Here is a 24,960-nt window from a genome sequence, read left to right on the forward strand (position 1 = left end):
GGATTTAGTTGGACGTGTTAAGGCAATTGAAAGCCTTTTATTGGGCAGAGAGAGGATTTATGTTCTCGTCCATATTTTGTCTGTTGTGCACTACTGCGCTCGGACTCATTTATCCAAATCTACTTCGGTACTTAATTGATGATGTCATTATGCCGGAAAAGTATGATTTGGTGCCAAAGCTTGCTCTTACTGTGCTCGGAGTAGTCGTTTTCAAAGCTTGCATGCAGTTTTTACATGGATTTTTTGGAGGACGTCTTGGCAATAAAGTTGCCTATCGGATGCGTAATGCGCTTTACGATAAGCTTCAGACCTTGTCCTTCCAGTATTATGACAAAGCGAAGACAGGCGATTTGATGTCGCGGTTGACGGCAGATCTAGAAGCTATTCGCAACTTTGTAGGCTTTGGATTTGCGCAAATTCTAAATATGGTGCTTATGATTGTTTTTGGCGGAATTATGATGTTCTCGATTCATTGGCAGCTGACGTTAATGACACTTGTGACGATTCCTGTACTTGGTTATACGGCGATGCGCTTTGAACGCCATATTCATCCGGCATTTCGCGAAATGCGTCAAGCGATGAGTAATTTAACGACAGCGGTACAAGAAAATATTACAGGCGTTCGTACGGTTAAGTCGTTTGCGCGTGAGTCGCATGAAGTATCGAAGTTTTCCATACGCAGCGAAGCTTATCAAGTGAATCAAGTGGGCGCAGCTAAGATATGGGCAAAGTATTTTCCGGTCATGGAGCTTGTCGCGAACTTAAGCGCTGTCATTCTGCTTGTCACAGGCGGGATATTGGTTATTAATGGCTCACTTAAACTAGGTGAATTCGTAGCATTTTTCAGCTTAATCTGGTTTATTATCGGTCCAATGTGGAACTTAGGGTTCCAAATCAATAACTACACGCAGTTCAAAGCATCTGGTGAACGCGTAATTGGATTGCTGGATGAGCATGTGCATGTGAAAAACATTGCAAATGCTGTTGAGGTAAACAGTGAGATGGTGAAGGGTCATGTTCGCTTTGAAAATGTTACCTTCAATTATCCGGACAAATCGGCAGCTTTGACTGATATCAATATTAATGCGCCAGCGGGCTCAGTCATTGGTTTTCTGGGTGCAACGGGTTCAGGGAAATCTACGATCATTCAATTGCTGATGAGAGCCTATAATGTGAAAAAAGGAAAGATAACGCTAGACGGCATGGATATCGCCAATCTTGATGTCGCAAGTCTTCGGCGCTTGATCGCTCCTGTATTTCAAGAAACGTTCTTGTTCTCTGCCTCCATCCGTGACAATATTGCTTACGGTATTCGGGATGTGACAACCGAGAAGATCGAGCATGCGGCAAAACTAGCGAAGGCCCACGATTTTATTATGGAGCTCCCGCTTGGCTATGATACGATCGTCGGCGAGAGAGGCATGGGTCTCTCAGGCGGTCAGAAGCAGCGGATTGCTATTGCAAGAGCATTGATTAAAAATCCGCGTATTCTCATCCTTGATGATGCGACAAGCGCGGTTGATATGGAAACAGAGCATGAAATTCAAGCAGGCTTTAAGGAGCTCATGGCTGGACGCACGACATTTATTATTGCACATCGTATTTCTTCATTAAGACATGCAGATGAAATTGTCGTTCTAGATGAGGGACGCATCGTTCAGCGTGGAACACATGGAGAGCTCATCAAGCAGCAAGGACCTTATCGCGACACGTATAACATTCAATATGGTGACTATCCGCTTGATGCTGCCGATCCGGTGATGCAAGCGCAAACTCGGAAAGGGAGTACGTCATAATGAGCACAAGCACGAAAGCCAAAGCCAGCAACAAAAATGAACGCTTTATTTACCAGGATGACGAGCTGATCGAAAAGCCGTTTAACTGGGGGCAATTGCGCCGGCTGTTTATGTACATGAAGCCTTATTCAAAGGAACTTCGGCCTATTATCTTCATGATGATTTTGGGTACCTTAACGAGGCTTGGTGTTCCTGCACTTGTCATTCTAGCGATTGATGAGGCAATTGCCCCGAAAGATGGAGCTACTAGCATACCAAAGCTGATTTTGATTGGCTCGCTAATGCTCCTTCTGTATGTTATCCAGTGGGGATCAAATACGTACCGAATCAAACATACAAGTATTATTGGACAAAAGGTTATTTATGATTTGAGAAATCATTTGTTCCAGCATATTCAGAAGCTAAGCTTTCGTTTCTATGACAAAAGACCAGCTGGCTCCGTTCTTGTTCGGGTTACGAATGACGTAAACGCGTTGCAGGATCTGTTCACCAATGGTGTTGTCAATCTATTGATGGACTGTGTCCAGCTTGTCGGTATCGTAATTATTTTGCTGACATGGAACTTTAAGCTCGGTCTAGCAGTTATGGTTACGGTTCCTCTTATGTTCCTGGTATCGACTACCTTGCGCAAACGGATTCGCTTCGCATGGCAGGACGTGAGAATCAAGCAGTCTCGGATCAACTCACATTTGAATGAAAGTATTCAAGGGATGAAGGTAACACAATCATTCGTGCAGGAAAAAGATAACATGGGCTTCTTCGATCATATGAATAGCGGCAACTTGCACTCTTGGAACAGGGCGTCAGCGCTTAACCAAACATTAGGTCCGGTTATTGAGATCACAGCAGCTGTTGGTACTTGTATTCTATTCTGGTATGGATCACATTTGATTCAAGTAGGAGCTATCTCAGTGGGCTTGCTCGTTGGTTATGCCAACTACATAGGCAACTTCTGGGATCCGATCAACCGTTTGGGTCAAATGTATTCACAACTTCTTATTGCAATGGCCTCATCTGAGCGTATTTTCGAATTTATCGATGAGGAGCCAACGGTCGGTGAAGCTGCAAAAGCTAAGGCATTGCCGAAAATAAAAGGTGATGTGAAATTTGAAAACATCGTATTTGAGTATGAGAAGGGCAGACCCGCTCTTAAAAATGTGACGATTGATGTAAAAGCTGGTCAATCCATCGCTCTTGTCGGTCATACTGGCTCTGGTAAAAGTACAATTATTAATCTTCTTTGCAGGTTTTATGATCCAGTTGGAGGACGCGTTCTTATTGATGGCATTGATATTCGAGACATAACGATAGAAAGCTTGCGTTCGCAGGTGGGTATCGTGCTGCAGGATACGTTTATTTTCGGAGGCACGATTCGCGATAATATTCGATATGGCAGATTGAATGCGACGGATTCGGAGATCGTCAAGGCTGCACAGGCTGTAAATGCGCATGATTTTATTATGGGCTTGCCAGACGGCTATGACACGCAGGTTGAGGAACGCGGCAATGTGTTGTCCATGGGACAACGTCAGCTGCTCTCATTCGCCCGCGCTTTGCTCGCTGATCCACAAATTCTTATTTTGGATGAAGCAACAGCGAGTATTGATACAGAAACGGAGCTTAAGATTCAAGAGGCGCTCAAAATATTGCTAGCAGGCCGCACTTCGTTCATGATTGCCCACCGCTTATCGACGATCCGTCACGCGGATGAAATCATTGTGCTTGATCATGGTCAAATCGTTGAGCAAGGGAATCATCAATCATTAATTGCACATCGCGGTGTATACAATGGCTTAATTGAAGCGCAGTACCGTTTTCTTTAAGGAATAGAATAAGGGTTGATTTTTGCCTTGGGAACCTCCACAATGGAAGAAAAAACGAACCGAAGAGCTTGTCCAAAACAGCTGTGGCTGTGGATAACGATTCGATTTGCTTCCAGGAGGTTCTTTTTCTTTATGTATGGATCACCATTAACAACAAATGCTCGTAAATTACTTTTGCTTGGCTCTGGCGAACTTGGAAAAGAGGTTGTGTTGGAGGCTCAGCGATTAGGTGTTGAGACAATAGCTGTCGATCGTTATGAAAATGCACCGGCGATGGCGGTCGCACATCGCAGTTATACGATAGATATGCTTGATGGTGCAGAGCTTCGCCGTATTATTGAGCTGGAAAAACCAGACTACATCGTTCCTGAAATAGAAGCCATTGCAACGGAAACACTGCTCCAGCTAGAGAAGGAAGGACATCATGTGATACCAACGGCTCGAGCTGCATGGCTCACGATGGATCGTGAAGGCATTCGCCGCTTAGCAGCTGAGACTTTAGGTTTGCCAACGGCTCCTTACCGCTTTGCTGATACTTTGGAGGAGCTGAAGGCTGCAGCAGCGGTGCTAGGCTTTCCTTGCGTGATTAAACCGATTATGAGCTCATCTGGCAAAGGACAAAGTGTATGCCGCTCTGAATCCGAGCTGGAAGCATGCTGGAATTATGCAATGGAGGGCGGCCGCGCAAAGAAGCAACGTATTATCGTAGAGGGCTTTATTACATTTGAGTCTGAAATTACGCTGCTTACTGTACGGTCTGTTTCAGGGACAAGCTACTGTGCGCCTATCGGACATGTACAGAAGGACGGAGACTATATAGAATCCTGGCAGCCCCATGAGATGTCTGAGGAGCAAATTGCTCAAGCGGAAGCCATTGCGCTCAAAATAACGAATGAGCTTGGCGGTTTTGGCATTTACGGGGTTGAGCTGTTTCTAACGAGAGATGGCGTCTTGTTCAGTGAAGTATCTCCGCGTCCACATGATACAGGGATGGTAACACTCGTTACGCAAGATCTATCTGAGTTTGCGCTTCATGTTCGTGCGATTCTTGGATTCCCTATACCGACGATTCGCTTGCTTACACCAGGGGCTTCTCATACTTTGAAAGCAGATCGTGATGCAACGGATTTCCGTATCGGCGGAATTGAGGAAGCAATGTCGGTTCCTAATACGCAGCTGCGCATCTTTGGTAAACCAGAGACGAAGAAAGGGCGTCGTATGGCAGTTGCACTCAGCTCTGCAGCAGATGTTGAGCAAGCACGTGATACAGCTCGCATTGCAGCAGAAGCGCTCTATGTTGACTATAAATCGTAAGTTAAATGCCGTGATGCGATAAATGAGTATTATTTTTTGTTAGAAAGTAGGTTAGATACCATGGGTAAGAAACAAAAGAAACCAGCGTCTGCACCGTTTAAGGCTGCTCCAAAAAAGGATGAGGACAATGGTCTTACATTAAAGGATTTATTGGGAAGCGATATTGTTGGAAAGCTAAAGGAACAATCGGATAAGCTGAAGCAAGCCGAAGCAGATGTGAAGGAAAAACAGCGCTTGGAAGCCGAAGAAAAGAAAAAAGCGGAACAGAAGCGTCTTGAAAATGATTTCTCTTATTTGCTGGATAACAGTGATCCGAATTGGTCCAAGCATAAATAACTGGATTTTTCATAAATGAGCTTATAGCATATGTAATGGATCTAAGCACCTTCGGGTGCTTTTTTTATCCTCAAAAGGGTATAAATAGAGGCATCGTCAAGTGAGGGTGTTGAAAATAAATACAAAGAATTAAAATGGAATTTGTTTATTTTTGAGAAGAAGAGGATAATGAAGAGGAAATGGAAATGCAGTTGAACGCAACATGCCGAGAAAATACGAGCTGTGGCGAAAGAGGGTGCGATCCAAGGCATCCTCTTTCTTTTGTTAATTTTATGACAGTATACATAAATCCCTCTAAACTGCAAAACATCCTAACAACAACTTTTTAGAATATGAATGTCAGCAAGAAGCGGAATCGGGGATTCATGTGTTAATTTTACAGAGATAAACGGTTATAATGTGGAATAAAAAAGATTTTTTGTCATTTTGTTCTTTTTACTTGCACTTATTTTAATTTTTACTTACGCTGAGCGTTAGGCTGTGACGATTGGAGTGGATTTTCTCAGGAAGGCATGAAATAACTGCGGTTTTCTCTTGCTCAACTTGCGTTTATCGTTCAAAATGGAACAGTTGTTTGCTAAGATACCTTTACGAAACAGGACTACTTGAATTAAAATAGCTTGAAGATACGGAAACGTGATTACAGATTGGGGGACGCTCATGACGGAGCAAACAGATCTCTTCGCAAATACAGCGGCCGAAAACCGGAACTATGAAGCCGATGATATACAGGTGCTTGAAGGCTTGACTGCAGTTCGTAAAAGACCGGGCATGTACATAGGCAGTACAAGCAGCTCAGGACTGCATCATCTCGTTTGGGAAATTGTTGATAATGCAGTAGATGAGCATTTAGCAAAATTTTGCTCGGCGATTGAAATTACATTGCATAAGAATGGTGCTGTAACGGTTCATGATAATGGACGGGGCATTCCAACAGGGATGCATAAGACAGGCATACCGACACCTCAGGTTGTATTTACCATTTTGCATGCGGGCGGTAAGTTCGGCGGAAGCGGATATAAGAAATCAGGAGGCTTGCACGGCGTAGGTGCGTCAGTGACCAATGCGCTTTCTGAATGGCTTGAGGTTGATATTTACCGTGATGGCAAAATTCATAGACAGCGCTTTGAATACTGGGTAGACGACGCAGGCAAAGAGCATGTTGGTGAGCCTGTTCGCGGCCTTGAAATTATTGGGACTACGAATCGGACAGGTACGAAAGTTACATTTAAACCCGATGGCCGTGTGTTTCAAAATGGAACGAATCTCAGCTATGACACGCTCGCAGAGCGCCTGCAGGAAATAGCTTTTTTGAACTCTGGACTTCGTGTAACGATTAAAGATGAGCGGAACGGGAAGCATGATGAATTTCATTATGAAGGCGGAGCTCGTCAGTTCGTTCAATTTCTGAACGAAGAGAAGACAGTTCTTCATGAAGTTATTCATTTTGCAGGTGAGCGGGATGATATCGAGGTTGAGATTGCCCTCCAATACAATGACGGTTATACAGAGACGATTGCGTCATTCGTAAACTCGATCCCTACTCGCGGCGGCGGTACACATGAGACTGGCTTCAAAACGGCATATACACGAGTCATGAATGATTACGCTCGCAAAGCTGCATTGCTTAAGGAGAAAGACAAGAACCTGGAAGGCAATGATTTGCGTGAAGGTATGATGGTCGTTATTAACATTAAAATGTCCGAGGTGGAGTTCGTCGGCCAGACGAAGGACCAACTGGGTAGTTCTTCTGCGCGCAGTGCTGTTGATGCCATTGTTTCTGATAAAATGCAGGTCTTTCTTGAGGAAAACCCGCAGGTCGCACAAATGCTTCTCAAAAAGTCGCTGCAAGCATCAAAAGCCCGTGAAGCAGCGCGCAAAGCCCGTGAGGAAATTCGCAGTGGCAAGAAGAAGAGCGAAAGCTCTAATCTTAACGGCAAGCTAACCCCAGCGCAGTCGAAGGACTACACACGTACGGAGTTATTTATCGTGGAAGGCGATTCTGCAGGCGGTTCTGCTAAGCAGGGTCGTGATTCGAAATATCAAGCATTGCTGCCGCTAAAGGGCAAGCCGATGAATCCTGAGAAGGCCAAGTTGATTGATATTTTGAAAAATGATGAGTATAAAGCGATTATTTCCGCAATTGGAGCGGGCGTAGGCTCGGAATTCGCTGCTGAAGAATGCAACTATAATAAAATTATAATTATGACGGATGCGGATACTGACGGAGCACATATTCAAGTGCTGCTGCTTACTTTCTTTTATCGTTATATGAAGCCGCTGATTGATTCAGGTCGCGTATTTATTGCACAACCGCCATTGTACAAAATCACTCGTAAATCAGGTAAGCTGGAGACTATTCGCTATGCATGGACGGATGAACAGCTCCAAAATTATTTGAAGGAATACGGTAAAAATTACGAGCTGCAGCGTTATAAAGGACTGGGTGAGATGAATCCAGATCAGCTATGGGAAACGACAATGGATCCTGAGAAGCGCACACTGCTTCAGGTGCAAATCGAGGATGCGGCAAAAGCTGAGCGAAGAGTTTCAACGCTTATGGGTGATAAGGTCGATCCGCGTAAACGTTGGATTGTAGAGAATGTCGACTTTATGGAATATGAGGAATAGGGGGGCTGACAGATGAGTATGCTGGAACAGTTTTTGCCGGCGTTTCTTGAAGAGGTTGTTGGAGACCGATTCGGACGCTATTCAAAGTATATCATTCAGGACCGTGCGATTCCGGACGTTCGCGACGGCTTGAAGCCGGTGCAGCGTCGTATTCTGTATGCGATGTATGATTCAGGAAATACACCGGACAAGCAGTATCGCAAGTCCGCTAAAACGGTCGGGGATGTAATGGGTAATTACCATCCGCACGGAGATTCTTCCATTTATGAAGGTATGGTGCGCATGGCTCAGCCTTGGAAAATGGGACATCCGCTAGTTGATGGACATGGCAACTGGGGCTCACAGGATGACGACCCTGCTGCAGCGATGCGTTATACAGAAGCTCGTTTATCGCCAATCGCTATGGAATTACTTCGGGATATTGAGAAACGGACTGTTCAATTCAAAGATAATTTTGATAATACGACGAAAGAGCCGGTGGTGTTGCCGTCGAGATATCCCAATTTGCTCGTAAACGGGACCAGCGGCATCTCTGCTGGCTTTGCTACGGAAATACCGCCTCATAACCTTAGAGAAGTTATTGACGCCTGTATCGCCCTTATGGGGCGTCCTGAGTTGACACTTGAAGAGCTTATGACATTCGTAAAGGGACCGGATTTCCCAACAGGCGGCATTATAATGGGCGAAGAGGGTATTAGGGACGCTTATGCCACGGGTAGAGGCAGAATTTATTTGCGCGGCAAAACAGCAATAGAGGATATGCGCGGCGGAAAACAACAGCTCGTTATTACGGAAATTCCGTACCAGGTTGTTAAGTCTAGACTTGTAACCGCGATGGAAAATATCCGTCTAGAGAAAAAAGTAGAAGGCATTGCTGAGGTTCGTGATGAGAGCGGACGCAACGGTCTGCGAATCGTCATTGAATTCAAGAAGGATGCTGACGCACAAGGAATCTTGGCTTATCTATTCAAGAAAACCGATTTGCAGGTAGCCTACAACTTCAATATGGTCGCGATCGTGAACAAAGCGCCTATGCAGCTAGGTTTGAAGCAAATATTATCCGCATATATCGATCATCAAAAGGAAGTTGTCACATTCCGTACGAAATATGAGCTGGAAAAGGCTGAAGACCGCGCACATGTGGTGGAAGGGCTTGTAAAGGCGCTTAATATTTTAGATGAAGTGATTGCGACTATTAAAGCATCCAAAAATCGCGCTAATGCGCAAGATAATCTAATTGCAGCTTACGGCTTTACGGAACGTCAAGCGGATGCCATTTTAACCTTGCAATTATACCGCTTAACGAACTTGGAAATTAATACGCTTGAGAAAGAGCTGAAGGAAGCTCAGAAGAAGATTGCTTACTTGAAATCGATCTTGGATAGCGATAAGAAGCTAATCGGCGTTATTAAAGACGAGTTGCTGGAAATTCGGACGAAATACGGCATAGACCGCCGTTCTGATCTGCGTGTGGAAATTGAGGAGCTCAAGGTTAATCTAGAGGTTATGGTTACATCTGAGGATGTTCTTGTCACACTGAGCCAAGACGGTTATGTGAAGCGGACAAGCATGATGTCATTTACAAGATCAGGCGGTGAGCTGGAAAGTGCCGGCGTCAAGGGTGGCGACTTTATCAGAGAGCTTCTAGAGGTTAATACGATAGACAATCTGCTTCTGTTTACAAAGAAAGGTCAATATTACCTATTGCCTGTCCATCAAATTCCAGAGTTCAAGTGGAAGGATACAGGAACAGCTATCGTTAACGTCGTGCCCATACCAAAGGACGATTCCATAGTCAGTATTATACCGATTAAGGATATAGCGGCTTCTACAGCATCACTTGTGTTCGTAACGAAGCGGGGTCAAGTAAAGCGTACGGAGATGAAGGAGTACGCTACAACAAGGTCTACAGCTGTTGCTGCGTGCAAGGTAAGCGAGGGTGATGAAATCATTCGAGTCGTTCTCAGTGAAAGCGATAAGCAAATTTTACTCGTTACAAAGCAAGGGATGAGTATTCGCTTTGTAGAAACGGAAGTCAATCCGATGGGTAGAGTAGCTACTGGGGTAAGAGGGATACAGCTTAAAGATGGGGACGAGCTTATCGCAGCAGAATGGGTAGCAGAGGATGAAGGCGAATTGCTCGTCATCTCAGATATCGGTTATGCAAAACGATCTCTTCTGTTGGATTATCCCATACAGGGAAGAGGCGGAAAAGGCGTTCAAACCTTCGAATTCAAGGAGGGCAAGCGTGTTCGTCCAAACGGTTCAGCGCTTGTTGCTGCTTATTATTGCAAAGAAGCTCAGGAAATTGTCGCTGTCACTTCTTCAGGTGCAAAACTCGCAGCGCAATCCGAGAAAGCTCCTATCGAAGAGCGGAAAGCCATTGGAAAACTATTATTCCCGATTGAGAAGAATGATATCATTACAAGAACGCTTACAGCGCTAAGTACCACAACTAATCAAAAGGTCGATTAGGCGGGTCAAACCGCTCAATCACTTCTAAAATCGTTTCAAACATGACCCACATAGGCACCAGCTCATCCGGGCTGTCTAGCCATTGTGGGTTTTTTATGATGCCGTAGCTTTTTATTTTTTTGATGATGGCTGCTTTTCTTTCGTCCACCTGGATCCCGCTCCTTTACTCCCATGCAAAAATAGACAGTGTTCTGGGCATTTGCCACATTGTATGTCTAATGCTGTCAAAATGTTCAGTTTCGTATCGTTTAATAGCGCAAATTATTAATTGTATTAATCTTTAATTCAACAATAAATACTGATATAATAAGAGAGAAATAGGTGAAATTTGACAGGGGGCTGCTGTGAGGACATGATATCTGATGAATTTACTCGCTTGTGGGCAAGGCTTTCACGAGAATGGAAAAATAACTTGGAACAATCACTAGCTCCTCTTACAGAAGGACAACTGACCGTACTTGAACTGCTCTTGCAGCATCAGCCAATGAAACCGTCAGATCTGCTGCAATACTTATCGACTACGCCTGCTGCGATTACGACGCTGTTGGATAGAATGGAACGAAATGAACTGGTTGTACGTACAAGGGATGATAATGATCGAAGAATTGTGTGGGTAAATCTTTCGGAGAAGGGCGTAGCTGAGACGGAACGCGGAACAGCAATTCGTAAGGAAATTATCGAATTATCGCTAGACCGCATCTCCGCCCATAATCAGCAGCTACTCGTATACTTATTAGGAAAAGTAGCAAATTTATAATGCAAATGGAGACTACAAGCAATATTATGAAAATTATTTCATAGAATTGAGCCGATTGCGCAGCAACACGTCATTTTTCTGAAGCGTATCGTAGTCGGCTTTTGTTAATAATGTATCGGTTGAAGCTGTTATCGTTTCTTCAATCGGCAATATGCGGTATCGATAAGCTTTATCTGGCTTATAACGATGCACCCAAGTTGGTATGGGTTGTATTTCGGTTAAATCAATTGTTCCGTCTGTCATGTTTTTCCGAACGTTAACCTTATATATAACCCCGTAATCCTTCGTCTCGCCTCGCTGATTGGATATAAAATTTCCCATAGAATAAATAATAAGTCCTTTTTTGGCATGACCATTCTCATCTGTTGTTTCGATGACTTCATAAGGCTGTATAACATGAGGATGCGATCCTGCTATAATATCTGCACCAGCTGCAACAAGAGATCTTGCTAGACGTTTTTGTTCATCATTCGGTGTTACTTGATATTCGGTGCCAAAGTGGAGAGATATCGTTACGAAATCGGCTCCTGCTTCTTTAAGGCGTCTAATATCTGCCTTTATTTTGTCTTCATCGATGAGCGAGACGAGATAGGATTTCCCCTCCGGTATGGGAATACCGTTTGTTCCATATGTATAAGCGGCTAAGCCCATCACAATGCCATTTTTCTCTGACAGAGTCAAGCTCTCTGCTTCTTCCTGTGAGGAAGCTGTTCCCGTTACTTGAAAATCAAGCGACTTTAAGTTTTTTAATGTGTTCAGAATCCCTTTTTCACTTTTGTCGAGAGAATGATTATTGGCATTCGTTATCATGTTAAAGCCCGCATTCTTTAGAGCTTCACCTAATTCTACTGGGGCATTAAACATCGGGTAGCCCGTATAACCAAACTCAACACCGGCAATTGGGGTTTCTAGATTAGCAATGACCCAATCGCCTTCCTCTAAAATCGGCTTGACCTCAGCAAAAAAGGGGTCAAAGTTATAGCGATTCGTCTTCTTGTCAAATGCGCCCGGAAGCTGAGGCGTATGCATCATAACATCACCAGCAGCCATCCATACTGCATCAGAGAATTGTGGTTTGGGCGGTGGAGTGGGCTCTGTAGCGGTAGGAACTGGTGACTGGGTTGGCGTGATTGTCTCTTGCTCTTCTGGGGCAGGTGTGATGACAGCTGAAGTCGTTTCAGACGAGGAAGGAGCCCTCACGTGAGTGGAGGGCATAAGGAAAATAATTACCAAACCGATGATGCTTAATAATAATAACGCGGTATTGGTCTTTCGATGCCGTTTACGGCGCATTTATGTTCTTCCTTCCTTCATGGCAATGGCTAGTTGCTTAATCTTCTAGAGGCAGATTCCAATTGCTCCTCTGTCCACCAATTCCATGCGTCTGATCCGCTAGGAATGGAATGGAAGCTCATTCGTTCCTTTGAAACGGGATGAGGAGTAGATACGGAAGTTGACCATAAAGCAATGCTGTCTATGCCGGAAGTTGGTTTTGCTCCGTATTTGAGATCTCCTACTAGCGGACATCCGATATGAGCCATTTGAGCTCTAATTTGATGAGGTCTTCCAGTATGAAGCTTTATAGATATAAGAGTAAAACGACCAGATACAGCAGCGATCTCATATTCTAATATCGCTTCTTTTGCATCTGAATTTGGTTTGTTATATACAGTAACCTGATTTTGCTTGCTATCTTTGCGAATATAATGCGTCAAACGGGCCTCTTGCTTAGCAGGCGTCCCTTGAACAACACATACATAGGTCTTTCCGAACTCACGATTCCGAACCGATTCAGAAAGTCTGGAGGCACCCTTTGAGGTTTTTGCAAAAACCATAACGCCGCCAACCATACGGTCTAAACGATGAACAAGTCCGAGAAAAACATTCCCCGGCTTGTTATACCTTTCTTTGATATCCTGCTTCAATAAGGTAAGCATATCAGGGTCGCCCGTTTCATCCTCTTGTGAGAGAATGCCAGGCGGCTTTACAACCGCCAGAACATGATTGTCCTCAAATAAAATAGGAATAGACATTACTTGGACTCCCAACGGCCCAAAATTCCGCATGGTAAATTTAGACCTGATTTTGTAATAGGCAAGCCAATTTCACCGCAGTTGATTTCTCCACCGTACTTTTCATTCATGGTCATATGCAAAAGATTGTGAAGTACAGAAGGTGAAAGACCAGTTGTATAGGAGTTGATCAGAAGGAACAAAGGATTATCAGACAATATAGATGTACAGGATTGAAGAAACGGAAATAGGTTTTCTTCAAGCTTCCATGTTTCACCATTAGGTCCGCGTCCATAAGAAGGAGGGTCCATAATGATTGCATCATATTGCTTACCGCGGCGTTGCTCGCGTTGAACGAATTTGAACACATCATCCGTAATGTATCGAATCGGCGCAGATTCAAGACCGGATAGCTGTGCGTTGTCTTTAGCCCATTGAACCATGCCTTTCGCTGCGTCTACGTGACAGACCTCTGCACCTGCTGCTGCAGCTGCAACGGTAGCGCCTCCGGAATATGCAAATAGATTGAGCACGCGGATCGGACGTCCAGCTGATCGGATCTTGTCCATCATCCAGCTCCAGTTAACGGCTTGCTCAGGGAATAGACCGGTATGCTTGAAATTTGTAGGTTTAATATGGAAATTAAGCTCGCCGTATGAAATCGTCCAGCGCTCTGGTAGAGTAGAGTTCATCGACCATTGACCGCCGCCTGCTGAGCTGCGGTGGTAGTGACCGTCTGCTTTTTTCCATAGTCCTGTTTCATTTTTAATTGGCCAAATAATTTGTGGATCTGGACGGCGAAGTGTATAATTTCCCCAGCGCTCTAACTTATCTCCATCTCCCGTATCTATAACCTCATAGTCAACCCATTTATCTGCAATGTACATGTTTTTCGTAACCCTTCCTTGACTTTGTTTTTGTAATATAATGATGTCATCGATAATTATATCGAAGCTGACACGATGAAGCAATGAATCCGGCAAAAAGGCATGGAATCCCTTTGCGCAAGACCTTTTAATCGGATTCAAGAAGCGGATGACTTTAACACTATATTAGAATAGAGGAGTATTAATTATGATGAGTTTTGAATGTGAATGTGGAAATAAGACCAAGCTGTTTGCTACAGGAGATCGGGATGAGCAGGGACGGGAATTCATAGAAGTAGAAGACGATGATCGGCTTACGTTTAAGGTAGGGGACAAAAGCGTACTGTTCCGCTGCACCTTTTGCGGCTATACATATCGATTGGAGCAATTTGATAATTTGTAAGTGGTTAGTTGTTAGTTGTTATTGGTGGTATCTAGTGTTGGAAGTTAAACATGATGTCGATCTATTTTACTTGTAAGTGCTATTATTTTTGAAGTAACAGGAATTCCTACCGCTAAAACGGACTGATATCTATGCTTAAGGTAAGATTCAACAAGATTAGCTCCTGCTAATCTTATTGAATGTGCTCGATTCGCATAGGAGAGTAAGTTATGTGGAGGTTTTCCTGTTATTTTTTTATATTAATTGATAAATCAATGACGATGAGTGTGTCTGTGTCTAAGTTTAAATATTGACTAAATGGTTCCATACTTATTTCCGTATTTTTGTTGTGTCTAGCAGGATAAAAAAATGATTGAATTCATATTTTATTGAGAATTCATATTGAAAACCTAAACATTTCGGAGTATGATAAGCGTATATCTAGTTGTATGTACAAGTGCACCGTCATACCAGTGATAACTAGCGCTATTGTCCGTACAAGTTGGAATTGTGAAATAATAGTGATTTTACTTTGTGAAACTTTGATCGAATGCTTGCATTACTGATTGTATTCGCAAAACGAAGTGGATGCTTATGAGGATGTTTTGCATTCGCCAAACCAAGCTGATGCTTACGAAGCTATTTTGCATCCGCAAAACTTAAGGAGGAACAATAATGCTACAAGTTAGACCTTATCAATTTTGGTTTGTTACCGGAAGTCAGCATTTATACGGTCCAGAAACACTAGAAGAAGTTGCGCAGCATTCACGAATCATTACGGGTGGACTGAATGACGATTCTGTGATTCCTTTTGAAATCGTATTTAAACCTGTAGTAACAACTCCTGAAGATATTTTCAAGCTTTGCTTAGAAGCGAAAGCAGATGAGGAATGTGCGGGTATTATTACTTGGATGCATACATTCTCTCCAGCAAAAATGTGGATTCACGGGTTGTCCGAGCTGCGTAAGCCATTGCTTCACCTTCATACACAATTCAATCGTGATATTCCATGGGGTGAGATTGACATGGACTTCATGAATACGAACCAATCGGCGCATGGAGATCGTGAGTTTGGACATATTTTCTCAAGATTAGGTCTTGAGCGCAAAGTGGTTACAGGTCACTGGGAAAATGCAGAAACGCGCTCCCGTATTGCTAGCTGGATGGGATCAGCTGTTGCTTTTAACGAAGGCCGTCATTTGAAGGTTGCTCGTTTTGGAGATAACATGCGTCAAGTATCCGTTACAGAAGGCGACAAGGTAGAAGCGCAAATCAAGTTTGGTTGGTCCATTAATGGTTATGGAATCGGCGATTTGGTTGCCCGCATGAATGATGTATCGGAGCAAGAAGTGAAGCAGTTGCTAGAAGAATATGGCGAGCTTTATGACATTTCATCTGAAACCCGCGGCAATGCAGCATCGTGGGCTTCAATTGGTGAACAAGCTCGCATTGAATTAGGTTTGAAAGCATTCTTGCAAGAGGGTGGATTCTCTGCTTTTACAACTACATTTGAAGACTTGCATGGTATGAAACAGCTCCCTGGCCTTGCCGTTCAACGTTTAATGGAGCAAGGTTATGGCTTTGGTGGGGAGGGCGATTGGAAAACATCTGCGTTTACACGCCTTATGAAAATTATTGCGAACAACAAAGGTACTTCCTTTATGGAGGATTATACGTATCATCTTGAAGAGGGCAACGAGCTTGTACTCGGCGCGCATATGCTAGAAGTGTGTCCGACGATAGCAGATTCCCGTCCAAAAATTGAAGTACATCCACTAGGCATTGGCGGTAAAGCAGATCCAGCACGGATCGTATTTGACGGTCGCTCTGGTACAGCTGTAAATGCTTCACTTATTGATCTTGGCAATCGTTTCCGCCTTATTGTTAGTGAAGTAGATGCGGTAAAACCAACGCATGCTATGCCTAATCTTCCAGTAGCTCGCGTCTTGTGGAAACCACAACCATCATTGCGTGATGCTGCTGAAGGCTGGATTTATGCCGGCGGCGCTCACCACACTGTATTCTCATATGTTGTTACAACTGAACAGCTAGTTGACTGGGCTGATCTTGTTGGCATTGAAACGGTCGTAATTGACAAAAACACAACGATTCGCGGTCTTCGCAACGAGCTTCGTTGGAATGATCTTAGCTATCGTATTCGTTAATTTTCATAATAATAAAGAGGCTGTCTCAAAATGGGTTCATTACCTTTTGAGGCAGCCTCTTTTTTTTATATGCAGCTCTTATTATTTTATATGAATGATCAAGCAGCTTAACATACTTTGTTCAAGTGAACGGCCATGTTTGATTAGGGTTGGGGTATTAGGGTACAAATTTTGTTGGCAACGAAGAAAAAATATTCTAATCTTTCTTTGAATTGTCTTTATAACAGGGGCAACCCGCGGCATTGAATTTTCTGCCGTCAAGGAACTTGTGGGTCGTGGTGCAAATCTTGGAATCGTCGCACGAAATCAGGAGAAAGCGAATGCTGTTGCCGACATTCTGGCCAAGTGTCCACGATTGGACATTCTAATCAACAATGCTGGAGCCTTGTTCGAAACCCGGCAAATGACTGTAGAAGGCATCGTGATAACTTGGCAGTCAATCATCTTGCTCCATTACTTCTGCCAACGCTGCTCCTCGATCGGCTGAAGGAAAGCGAACAAGCACGAATGATCACAACCGTATCCGACAATCATTTGATGGTCAAAGAGGGTATAGATTTTGATGAACTCAGTGCAATGCATCTCTATAGCTTTCCCAAAAGGTTAATGGGAGACGGAATTCAGGTATAGTTCCTTAGTTCGCTTAGTTGTTCATTTTTCAGGAAGTGGATGTGATTAATCTTAATTGCCCTCAGGTGCTGAACATTGTGGAAGGCTGGTTAACTTTGCTAGTGACTCTTCCGTGGTTGAGTAAATGACTTAGTATGGTATCCCATCAAACTACTTATTTATCTACTCCACACATGTGGAGTGCTTAATATTGATGGTTTTGAAAGAATAGATGAGAATGAGATGTGAGAGTTTTGCCCTAATGCATTGGTTTTTATGATTGTGTACACCTAGTCTGTTATTAAACTAAATGGGAGAACGCGAAAAAGGTCTTCATCATTTAAGGTTGAAGCTAGTTGACTATTGCATGTATTTGTAATAAAATAAAAGAAAACATGTGTTTTCTTATGGAGTGGTTATATGGTACAAGTTCAGAAGCCTCAAATAAGAGAGGCATTACTAAATGCAGCTAAACACGAATTTATGGAGCATGGATTTCAGCTATCCTCTACTCGGAGAATTGCTACAAATGCGGGTACTACAATTGGAAATATGTATAAATATTTTCAAAGTAAAGACGAATTGTTCGATCAATTGGTCTCTAATGCCAAAGTACAATTATATTTTTTTATTACAGAGCATGAAATAGAAAGTGATCAGTTTCCCAAAGATACGCACAAATTGCTCCAATTGTTCGTAAATATGATGAGCGACTACCGAGAAGAAATTCTCTTACTTATCGATGCTTCAAATGGAACAAAATATCAAAATACTTACGAGGAATTGATCGAAATGATCTCCCTTAACTTACAGGAGCATCTACCAGATTTTGATATTCCGACTATGCTGGATGCTAGAACCCTTGTAAGAACACTTACTGTAGGTCTCTTATCTGGAATGCTTGACGTACTACGTAATCATTCAGATAAGAAAGCTATTAAGAGCGGATTGACGCAATATTTTTTATTTGTTTTTAGAAGCTTCTTGTAAGCTTTTATTTTTATATCAAAAGAGAACTATTGTTTCTTTTTGGAGGGTTTTCTAATGACACAAAAGAATATTAAAGGGTATGTAGAAGAGGGATTTGAACGAGTAAAAGATGCTTTTGAACATAACTTTGATAAGAAGGAAATTGGGGCAGCCTGTGCTATTTATTATAACGGTAGAAAAGTAGTTGATTTATGGGGAGGTTCAGCCCAAGTTCATATAAATACACCTTGGGAAAAAGATACAATGGTGCCTGTGTTCTCGAGCACAAAAGGTTTTTCTTCCCTTGCCGTTGCCGTTGCCCATTCCAATGGATGGATTGACTATGATGCAAAAGTATCGAGTTATTGGTCTGAGTTTGGAAGAAATGGAAAAGAAGATATTACAATAAGACAACTGTTATCTCATCAAGCAGGGTTGTGTGCACTTGATCATTTACATATACACAAAATTGAAAATTTAGACACCTCCAACATTGCTTCGCAGCTTGCAGAGTTAAAGCCCGAGTGGAAGCCAGGAAGTACGCAGGGATACCATACTTGGACTATGGGTTGGTTTATGGGTGAAATAATTAGAAGAGTGGATCCTAAAGGAAGAACTCTGAGCAAATTTTTCCATGAAGAAGTGGCGAAGCCTTTACATGCAGAGTTTTATATTGGCCTCCCTGATTATATTCGACAAAGTCGACTTGCTACTGTACAGGGAATGAATAGTCCTCTTCAGATCCTGTTTCACTTACATGAGATACCCAGACCTTTGCTTATGGGTTTCTTAAATCCCAAATCGCTTACCTCAAGAAGTATGGTGGATACCAATAAGCTAGTTGCTCACAAAAATTTTAATAGAAGAGATATGCTTTCCATTGAGTTTCCTTCAGGTAATGGAGTCGGGGATGCAAGAAGTATGGCTAAGATATACAGCGAGTTCGCAACTGGGGGTAAAGTGTTAAAATTGTCTGAGACCACGATGAATGAAATTATGAAACCTGCAATACCACCTTCAAATGGCTGGTATGATCATGTTAATAGATGTGAGGTAGGCTATTCACTAGGGTTTTGGAAACCTATCCCAGGACGAGCGTTCGGCAGTAGTCCCCATGCGTTCGGCCACCCAGGTGCAGGAGGTTCATTTTGTTTTGCAGATCCAGATCGTGCTGTTGGCTATGCTTATGTCATGAACAAAATTGGTGGGTATATGGATGGTAATCCGAGAGAAAATGAAGTTAGAAGGGCCTTTTATCAGTGCTTAACTAAGTAATCTTATAAAGATACTACAAACACTTAAGTGATATGTTAATCGCTTGAATTTTTTTGATTAATCTTTTCCCAGAGTGACAAAGCACTAATACGATTTTCGATCAGCCAAGTCGGCTTGTTAAGCTTGAGTAGCTTGCTAAAAGTCCTTAGCCCACGATTATATCGTTATAGCAAAGATAAATGTATTCTATTTCGCTTGTTACGGTGATGCGTATCGCGCATGCTGGTACAGCAGAGAGTTGAGCTGAATGTAGAAGCAGTAATGTTAAAAATGACAGTAGGTTCCTAGGTCAATGGACTCGACGCATGTGGAGTGCACAGAAAGACTTGAAAGGAAAGACACAGCAGAGTAGACTGTATCTTAGTTCAGTGGAAGAGGGTTGGAAAGGTTATAGTGAATTTTAATTTTTTCGCCCTCGAACATTTCATTTTTTGAATTAATCTTTTTAGAATGTGTATTAAGAGCTATACATCGTCAATATCGTTGGTCGAGAAACGATCGATTTCTTTTTTGAAAGAAAGTTGACCCATTATAATTAAAGAGGATATATACAAGTGAAAAATATTTTTAATCAAATAGATACATCAGAAGTTTTAAAGCGAATGGACAACTTGAGTCCAAATTCACAACCGCAATGGGGAAAAATGGATGTTGCTCAAATGCTAGCGCATTGTTCATCTTTCCAAGACATTGCAATGGGAAATTCTTTCCCACCAAGGAGTTGGTTAGGAATAATAGTAGGGAGGTTTGCAAAACAAATCATGTACAATCACAAGACAATTCCCCATAATATGTCTACTATTCCAACCATTTTGATTGCAGATAAGAGAGACTTTGACACAGAAAAAGAAAAGCTTAAACAAAAAATTATTACATTCCAAAATAATGGACCAGAGAAGTGCACAACTCATCCGCATCCTTTTTTTGGGAAACTTACTTCTGAGCAATGGGGTATAGGGATATACAAGCACCTTGACCATCATTTTAAACAGTTTGAAGTTTAAACATTGATAAACAAAATGAAGCGAGGTGCATCATTAGTTGAAGAAAGTATCTCTAAGCCTAATTACAGGTGGTTTTTCTTTTGGTCAGGAATAAACAATTAAGGGAAGAGTCGAAGTCCGCGACCGATTTTCATTGCCTTGCCTATCATGTCTATCATGAAAACGTTTGACGCTTCCAGTATACTTCCCTTCCTGCTTCGCTATGTCAATCCCTTCTTATTGCTTTGCGCGATTACACCGTTATCAAATTCATCCACGTTGCTTAATACTGTAACCGTGAATTTCCCTATAGCAGTCTTTGTGTCTACTGTGTTACCGCCCGTAACAACAATAATCAACCCCGCGATATAGGAACCGAAAATTTCCTGAACTGATTTAAATCTATCGAGTTATAATATAAAGAAATTTCACCTAGAAGAGCAACAAGCGATTCTAGCTACTTGATTGTAATCAATTTCTTCAGTTAAATGTGTTTCTACATATTCTATTGCGCTATTCATGCGGTCCAGCCAATCCATACAGAATCTCCTTTCAAGGTTTACTATAAGGGATGTTGGAGGAGGGTACCTTGCAATTCGTGCACACAAATATCATGTTCGATATTGCTTTTACAAAATCCTCTTGATATTAACACAGTCCACTAAAGTGAGCCAAAGAACTGGAGCATTTATGTTGACAAAGTCAGTAATATATTTGGTAGACATTTTGGCCAAGCAGCTTATCATACATTGAATGGGAGAATAAAGCGAAGGGAGACTTTGATGGTGAATGATCAGACGCGCTTTTATAAACCTTTCATCGGTCCACATGATCCATGTCCGCCTATAAGAGTTAAAAGCTATAATGTGGGACCTCAACTATTTATTTCATTTCAACCTCCTAATTTACCGCAGTTCAATCCATTTGAAGCTTTACGATACGGTACGCTTTGGCCAGCATTATTCTCACCGTATCCTCCTCAAAATGCCAGACCAGAAGAAGGTGAATCATAATGCAAAAAGAGCTGGATGATGCTTATTACAAGCTGCTGCATGAGTTACAAGCAGTCGATTTCGTATTGGTAGAATTGAATTTGTATTTGGACACGGATCCTTCGGATGCCAATGCCATTCAACAGTACAATCATTTTGCTGAGCTTCGTCAACGAATTGCACACCATTATGAATCGCAATATGGACCTCTTATGAACTTTGGACACAGCTATTCAAAAGCGCCTTGGCAATGGTATGAAGCGCCTTGGCCATGGCAGGTGTAGGAACTAACAAATCAGTCATGAAGAATTGGCGAATGTCATTGAATAGGAGGTTCAGTTCATGTGGGTTTATGAGAAAAAACTCCAATATCCCGTTCGAGTCAGCAAATGCGATCCTTTAATGGCAAAATTTCTTATGGAGCAATATGGCGGGGCGGATGGAGAACTGGCTGCGGCTTTGCGATACTTAAATCAAAGATATACAATTCCGGATAAAGTAGTCGGGTTGCTAACCGATATTGGCACGGAGGAATTTGCACACCTCGAAATGATTGCAACGATGGTCTATAAACTCACAAAAGACGCAACGCCAGATCAGCTGAAAGCAGCGGGGTTAGGCGCACATTATGTGGCGCACGACAGTGCTTTATTCTATGAGAACGCTGGAGGAGTACCCTGGACGGCAGCCTACATTCAAGCAAAAGGCGATCCAATCGCAGATCTCTACGAGGATATTGCAGCGGAAGAGAAGGCGAGAGCAACGTATCAGTGGCTTATTGACCTGACGGATGATGTGGATTTGCAGGATAGTTTGAAGTACCTGCGGGAGAGGGAGATCGTTCATTCGTTGAGGTTCCGGGAAGCGGTGGAGATACTTAAGGAAAAGCGGGATGAGAAGATTTTTTATTAGAGGTGAGTTCGCTATCATCAAGGAGTTCTTAATGGTGATGACCCCACATCAAGGACACTAAAAAAAACTGGCGTCGGTATTCTACCGGCATCAGTTTTTTTGTAGTTTGAACGTTGTAAAAGAAAATATCACTTTTAACAATAAGAAAGCAGGCCAACCGTTTCAAATAATCGAAAATACTGGTATGACCAATTACTTTTATAACAAATCGAATGGTTTGCTTACCACTAAGGTCTAACAAAATGGTAAAACCATCACGTTTATCTATGACGTAACAGGCAATCTTTCCTTTTTGAAAGACCTATTTTGTTATAAAACAAACTGGCATTATGATAGTCAAAATAGATTGGATATAGTTGCATCATTGAATGATCTTCATACTAATCCGGATACAACTTATTATTAAGCTAAGTATCAATACAAGAAGAAAGGCTCCATTAAATAAATTACACAGAAAAATGTCGTTGCAATCCATTTTGGCTATGATGGAAATAGACTTAACTCCTTAATTGGTAAAAAGATAGTATTACAGGGCTTCGTTTCTCTGTGCAAGATTTTATGATCCACCATCAGACAGACGGTTTATAAATGAGGATACGTATGAAGGGGAAATTACGAATCCGCTGAGTTTGAATTTGTATACGTATGCGCATAACAATCCATTGATTTATATTGATCCAAGTGGACATAAGGTTGAGGTATATGTAGGAGCACATAAAGTAATGAAAACGACTTTTAATCATACAAGTATAATCATATTTATAGATGCAGAAAGTGAGTATTGGGATTCTCCGCTGTTTAAAAGTAATTTTGATGAGGAAAGTGGCATGCAATATATGACCATCGGAGCAGGTTCTGTAGATGGCAAACTAGTAGCTGATTCAAATAGAAAGCAGGATTTAAGGCTTGACATTAAAACAGAAATGGTATTTTTGGAGGAAACGGATGATAATAAAATAACAAAATTCTTAGAACTTCTGTCCATGTTCAAAGAAAACACTGCGAATGATCCAATTGATTATGATCTGCTTCCTAGAAAGAAAGGGGATGGTTACAATTCAAATTCCTTTGTTTCGGGTTTCTTGCAAGCAGCAGGGTATGATCTACAAGATTATCGGCCGAATAAGAACCTTCCAGGTTACAACAAACCAGTTCTGAAGTGGTATTATTTATTTGAATCAATACATTTTTATACAGAGTTCCCCGAATCTAGAACGGGATAATCTTAATAGCAGTCTTAGAAGGGAGGGTGGGTCGAATTAAGACTTTACTCTCAATACCCAAATAAAAGTATAATTCAAACGAATAAGACCGATCTCAATAGAGGCGGTCTTTATTCGTCTTCAATATCTTTTAATTCAATAATCTTGCGAATGTCCTCAATTTTTAAAGCCTCTGCAATCCGCTCAATATGTCCAAAGTTAATATTTTGTCGTTTATAATTCGTTAATTCACTAAGCGCCGCATGACGAATGTCAAGACACTCGGGTCAATGCCTGCAAAGGTGAATAGCTTTTTAGGTTGATCAAATCGGTCGACTTCTCCAATTTCAGATAATTGTTGCCGCAATTTTATGCCCAATACCGGGAAACGACTGATAGATACACTCTCTGCTCGGTTACAGTACTTATTCTAAGTTCATAAAAGAACATCTACTTGTATCTGCAGAATTGGAAGACAATAAAAAGTCATTAATTTGAAATCGACACTTCATCAAGGCCATGGCTTTGTTGGGAATGATTTTCAAATTACTTTGACATTGTCAGACGAAACTGAAAAAATTGGGATTAGTCTAATGAAAGCTCTTGATAAATCTAAATAATACAACCAAATGGGTCGCGTTTCTACATCAGTCAGGAGCACGATCTTTTTTTCTGTTTGCAAGATAATCTAGCAATAGGGCAGTGTATCAAATATGATACAATTAATGTCTTCATTCGTTTTCTCAAAGTAAAATTAAGGTAGGATGATCATCATATGAAAATATTGCTCGTGGAAGATGATAAAACGATCGCATCCGGTCTTGAATATTCATTGCAGCAGGATCAATTCACTACCGTAATTTGTTATGATGCTGCATCAGCAAAAAAGGTATTAGCAGACGAGCTTGAACAATTCGCTTTATGCTTGTTTGATTTATCGCTGCCTGATGGTAGTGGTTATGACTTATGCAAAATAGTGAAGGACCGCAGTGATATACCGGTTATTTTCTTAACCGCAATTGATGATGAGGTCAATGTTGTAATGGGGCTAGATATGGGCGCGGATGATTACATCACGAAGCCCTTTCGTATTCGTGAACTTCTCTCGCGGATCAAATCGGTGCTGCGCAGATATCAGAAGCAGTCACAAACGAAAGCTATAATTGAAATCGAAAATGTCCGAATTAATACGCTCGAAGGTAAGGTTTACAAGTTAAACGATGAAATTCCAGTGACTGCTTTAGAGTATCGCTTATTGCTTATTTTCGCTAACCATATCGGACAGGTTCTCTCAAGAAATCAGCTGCTTGAGAGGATTTGGGATGTTGCGGGCGATTTTGTGAATGATAATACATTAACGGTTTACATCAAAAGGCTACGGGAAAAGCTAGAGGATAATCCGCAAAATCCGAAGATTATTAAAACAGTACGCGGCTTAGGTTATAAGGTTGGTGATTAGC

General features: G+C 42.0%; 23 protein-coding genes and 2 pseudogenes. 19 read left to right on the forward strand and 6 right to left on the reverse strand.

Going from position 1 to position 24,960, the window contains the following annotated elements:
- Positions 1-8: 8 nt before the first annotated feature.
- The 6 genes from AC0YOD_RS08465 (at position 9) to gyrA (ending at position 10,375) form a co-directional block, all read left to right on the forward strand.
- Entirely contained in the window at positions 9-1,796 is a 1,788-nt protein-coding gene (locus tag AC0YOD_RS08465; protein ID WP_475798836.1) for an ABC transporter ATP-binding protein, read from the forward strand.
- Positions 1,796-3,619 carry an ABC transporter ATP-binding protein gene (locus tag AC0YOD_RS08470; RefSeq protein ID WP_475798837.1) on the forward strand — a complete coding sequence of 608 codons (1,824 nt, stop codon included), beginning with the start codon at positions 1,796-1,798 and terminating at the stop codon, positions 3,617-3,619. Before AC0YOD_RS08465 ends, AC0YOD_RS08470 begins: the two co-directional genes overlap by 1 nt.
- Before the next feature lie 132 nt (positions 3,620-3,751).
- Entirely contained in the window at positions 3,752-4,933 is a 1,182-nt protein-coding gene (purT, locus tag AC0YOD_RS08475; protein WP_475799327.1) for a formate-dependent phosphoribosylglycinamide formyltransferase, read from the forward strand.
- A 60-nt stretch (positions 4,934-4,993) separates the two neighbouring features.
- A complete protein-coding gene (locus AC0YOD_RS08480) occupies positions 4,994-5,269 on the forward strand; it encodes a YqkE family protein (protein WP_475798838.1) in 276 nt (91 codons plus the stop codon).
- Between the two features lie 660 nt (positions 5,270-5,929).
- Positions 5,930-7,900, forward strand: a complete 1,971-nt coding sequence (gene parE, locus AC0YOD_RS08485; RefSeq protein WP_475798839.1) for a DNA topoisomerase IV subunit B — start codon at positions 5,930-5,932, stop codon at positions 7,898-7,900.
- A 12-nt stretch (positions 7,901-7,912) separates the two neighbouring features.
- Positions 7,913-10,375 carry a DNA gyrase subunit A gene (gyrA, locus tag AC0YOD_RS08490; protein WP_475798840.1) on the forward strand — a complete coding sequence of 821 codons (2,463 nt, stop codon included), beginning with the start codon at positions 7,913-7,915 and terminating at the stop codon, positions 10,373-10,375.
- On the opposite strand, the gene AC0YOD_RS08495 is transcribed toward gyrA, so the two are convergent.
- Positions 10,356-10,523, reverse strand: a complete 168-nt coding sequence (locus AC0YOD_RS08495; protein WP_475798841.1) for a hypothetical protein — start codon at positions 10,521-10,523, stop codon at positions 10,356-10,358. The genes gyrA and AC0YOD_RS08495 overlap by 20 nt on opposite strands.
- Positions 10,524-10,727: 204 nt before the next feature.
- Here AC0YOD_RS08495 and AC0YOD_RS08500 point away from each other — a divergent pair, with 204 nt between their 5' ends.
- Positions 10,728-11,132, forward strand: coding sequence for a MarR family winged helix-turn-helix transcriptional regulator (locus AC0YOD_RS08500; protein WP_475798842.1), 405 nt, complete (start codon positions 10,728-10,730; stop codon positions 11,130-11,132).
- A gap of 33 nt (positions 11,133-11,165) precedes the next feature.
- Here the strand turns inward: AC0YOD_RS08500 and AC0YOD_RS08505 are convergent, their stop codons facing one another.
- From AC0YOD_RS08505 to AC0YOD_RS08515, 3 genes are read right to left on the reverse strand one after another with little or no spacing between them, the layout of a single operon-like run.
- Positions 11,166-12,425 (reverse strand): CapA family protein, encoded by a 1,260-nt coding sequence (locus AC0YOD_RS08505; protein WP_475798843.1) that lies wholly within the window; start codon positions 12,423-12,425, stop codon positions 11,166-11,168.
- A 29-nt stretch (positions 12,426-12,454) separates the two neighbouring features.
- Positions 12,455-13,165 carry an RluA family pseudouridine synthase gene (locus tag AC0YOD_RS08510; protein WP_475798844.1) on the reverse strand — a complete coding sequence of 237 codons (711 nt, stop codon included), beginning with the start codon at positions 13,163-13,165 and terminating at the stop codon, positions 12,455-12,457.
- Entirely contained in the window at positions 13,165-14,031 is an 867-nt protein-coding gene (locus AC0YOD_RS08515; RefSeq protein ID WP_475799328.1) for a class I SAM-dependent methyltransferase, read from the reverse strand. The genes AC0YOD_RS08510 and AC0YOD_RS08515 overlap by 1 nt, the downstream gene beginning before the upstream one ends.
- 187 nt (positions 14,032-14,218) lie before the next feature.
- Here AC0YOD_RS08515 and AC0YOD_RS08520 point away from each other — a divergent pair, with 187 nt between their 5' ends.
- The 6 genes from AC0YOD_RS08520 to AC0YOD_RS08545 all read left to right on the forward strand — a co-directional run bounded on the left by AC0YOD_RS08520 (position 14,219) and on the right by AC0YOD_RS08545 (position 20,415).
- Complete coding sequence (locus AC0YOD_RS08520) at positions 14,219-14,413, forward strand: hypothetical protein (protein ID WP_475798845.1); 195 nt, start codon at positions 14,219-14,221, stop codon at positions 14,411-14,413.
- A gap of 654 nt (positions 14,414-15,067) precedes the next feature.
- A complete protein-coding gene (gene araA / locus AC0YOD_RS08525) occupies positions 15,068-16,558 on the forward strand; it encodes an L-arabinose isomerase (RefSeq protein WP_475798846.1) in 1,491 nt (496 codons plus the stop codon).
- 345 nt (positions 16,559-16,903) lie between these two features.
- The gene (locus AC0YOD_RS08530) at positions 16,904-17,188 is read left to right on the forward strand and encodes a hypothetical protein (protein WP_475799357.1); all 285 of its coding nucleotides are present in this window, start codon (positions 16,904-16,906) and stop codon (positions 17,186-17,188) included.
- Between the two features lie 399 nt (positions 17,189-17,587).
- Complete coding sequence (locus AC0YOD_RS08535; protein WP_475798847.1) at positions 17,588-18,157, forward strand: TetR/AcrR family transcriptional regulator; 570 nt, start codon at positions 17,588-17,590, stop codon at positions 18,155-18,157.
- 54 nt (positions 18,158-18,211) lie between these two features.
- Positions 18,212-19,411, forward strand: coding sequence for a serine hydrolase domain-containing protein (locus AC0YOD_RS08540; RefSeq protein ID WP_475798848.1), 1,200 nt, complete (start codon positions 18,212-18,214; stop codon positions 19,409-19,411).
- A 554-nt stretch (positions 19,412-19,965) separates the two neighbouring features.
- Positions 19,966-20,415, forward strand: a complete 450-nt coding sequence (locus AC0YOD_RS08545) for a DUF1569 domain-containing protein (RefSeq protein WP_475798849.1) — start codon at positions 19,966-19,968, stop codon at positions 20,413-20,415.
- Positions 20,416-20,615: 200 nt separating this feature from the next.
- Here AC0YOD_RS08545 and AC0YOD_RS08550 read toward each other — a convergent pair whose 3' ends face one another.
- On the reverse strand, positions 20,616-20,753 hold the full coding sequence (locus tag AC0YOD_RS08550) for a hypothetical protein (RefSeq protein WP_475798850.1): 138 nt from the start codon (positions 20,751-20,753) through the stop codon (positions 20,616-20,618).
- Positions 20,754-21,179: 426 nt separating this feature from the next.
- Here AC0YOD_RS08550 and AC0YOD_RS08555 point away from each other — a divergent pair, with 426 nt between their 5' ends.
- From AC0YOD_RS08555 to AC0YOD_RS08575, 5 genes and pseudogenes are all read left to right on the forward strand, one after another.
- On the forward strand, positions 21,180-21,407 hold the full coding sequence (locus tag AC0YOD_RS08555; RefSeq protein ID WP_475798851.1) for a spore coat associated protein CotJA: 228 nt from the start codon (positions 21,180-21,182) through the stop codon (positions 21,405-21,407).
- Positions 21,407-21,670, forward strand: coding sequence for a spore coat protein CotJB (locus tag AC0YOD_RS08560; protein ID WP_475798852.1), 264 nt, complete (start codon positions 21,407-21,409; stop codon positions 21,668-21,670). The genes AC0YOD_RS08555 and AC0YOD_RS08560 overlap by 1 nt, the downstream gene beginning before the upstream one ends.
- A gap of 58 nt (positions 21,671-21,728) precedes the next feature.
- Positions 21,729-22,298 (forward strand): manganese catalase family protein, encoded by a 570-nt coding sequence (locus AC0YOD_RS08565; protein ID WP_475798853.1) that lies wholly within the window; start codon positions 21,729-21,731, stop codon positions 22,296-22,298.
- 584 nt (positions 22,299-22,882) lie between these two features.
- Positions 22,883-22,927 (forward strand): annotated as a pseudogene (locus tag AC0YOD_RS08570) (hypothetical protein); the annotation flags it as partial.
- A gap of 93 nt (positions 22,928-23,020) precedes the next feature.
- The gene (locus AC0YOD_RS08575; RefSeq protein ID WP_475798854.1) at positions 23,021-23,521 is read left to right on the forward strand and encodes a hypothetical protein; all 501 of its coding nucleotides are present in this window, start codon (positions 23,021-23,023) and stop codon (positions 23,519-23,521) included.
- 256 nt (positions 23,522-23,777) lie between these two features.
- On the opposite strand, the pseudogene AC0YOD_RS08580 reads toward AC0YOD_RS08575, so the two are convergent.
- Positions 23,778-23,901: pseudogene (locus tag AC0YOD_RS08580) on the reverse strand (transposase); the annotation flags it as partial.
- A gap of 374 nt (positions 23,902-24,275) precedes the next feature.
- Here AC0YOD_RS08580 and AC0YOD_RS08585 point away from each other — a divergent pair.
- A complete protein-coding gene (locus AC0YOD_RS08585) occupies positions 24,276-24,959 on the forward strand; it encodes a response regulator transcription factor (protein ID WP_475798855.1) in 684 nt (227 codons plus the stop codon).
- Position 24,960: the final 1 nt, after the last annotated feature.

Source organism: Paenibacillus sp. J31P13, assembly GCF_056269295.1.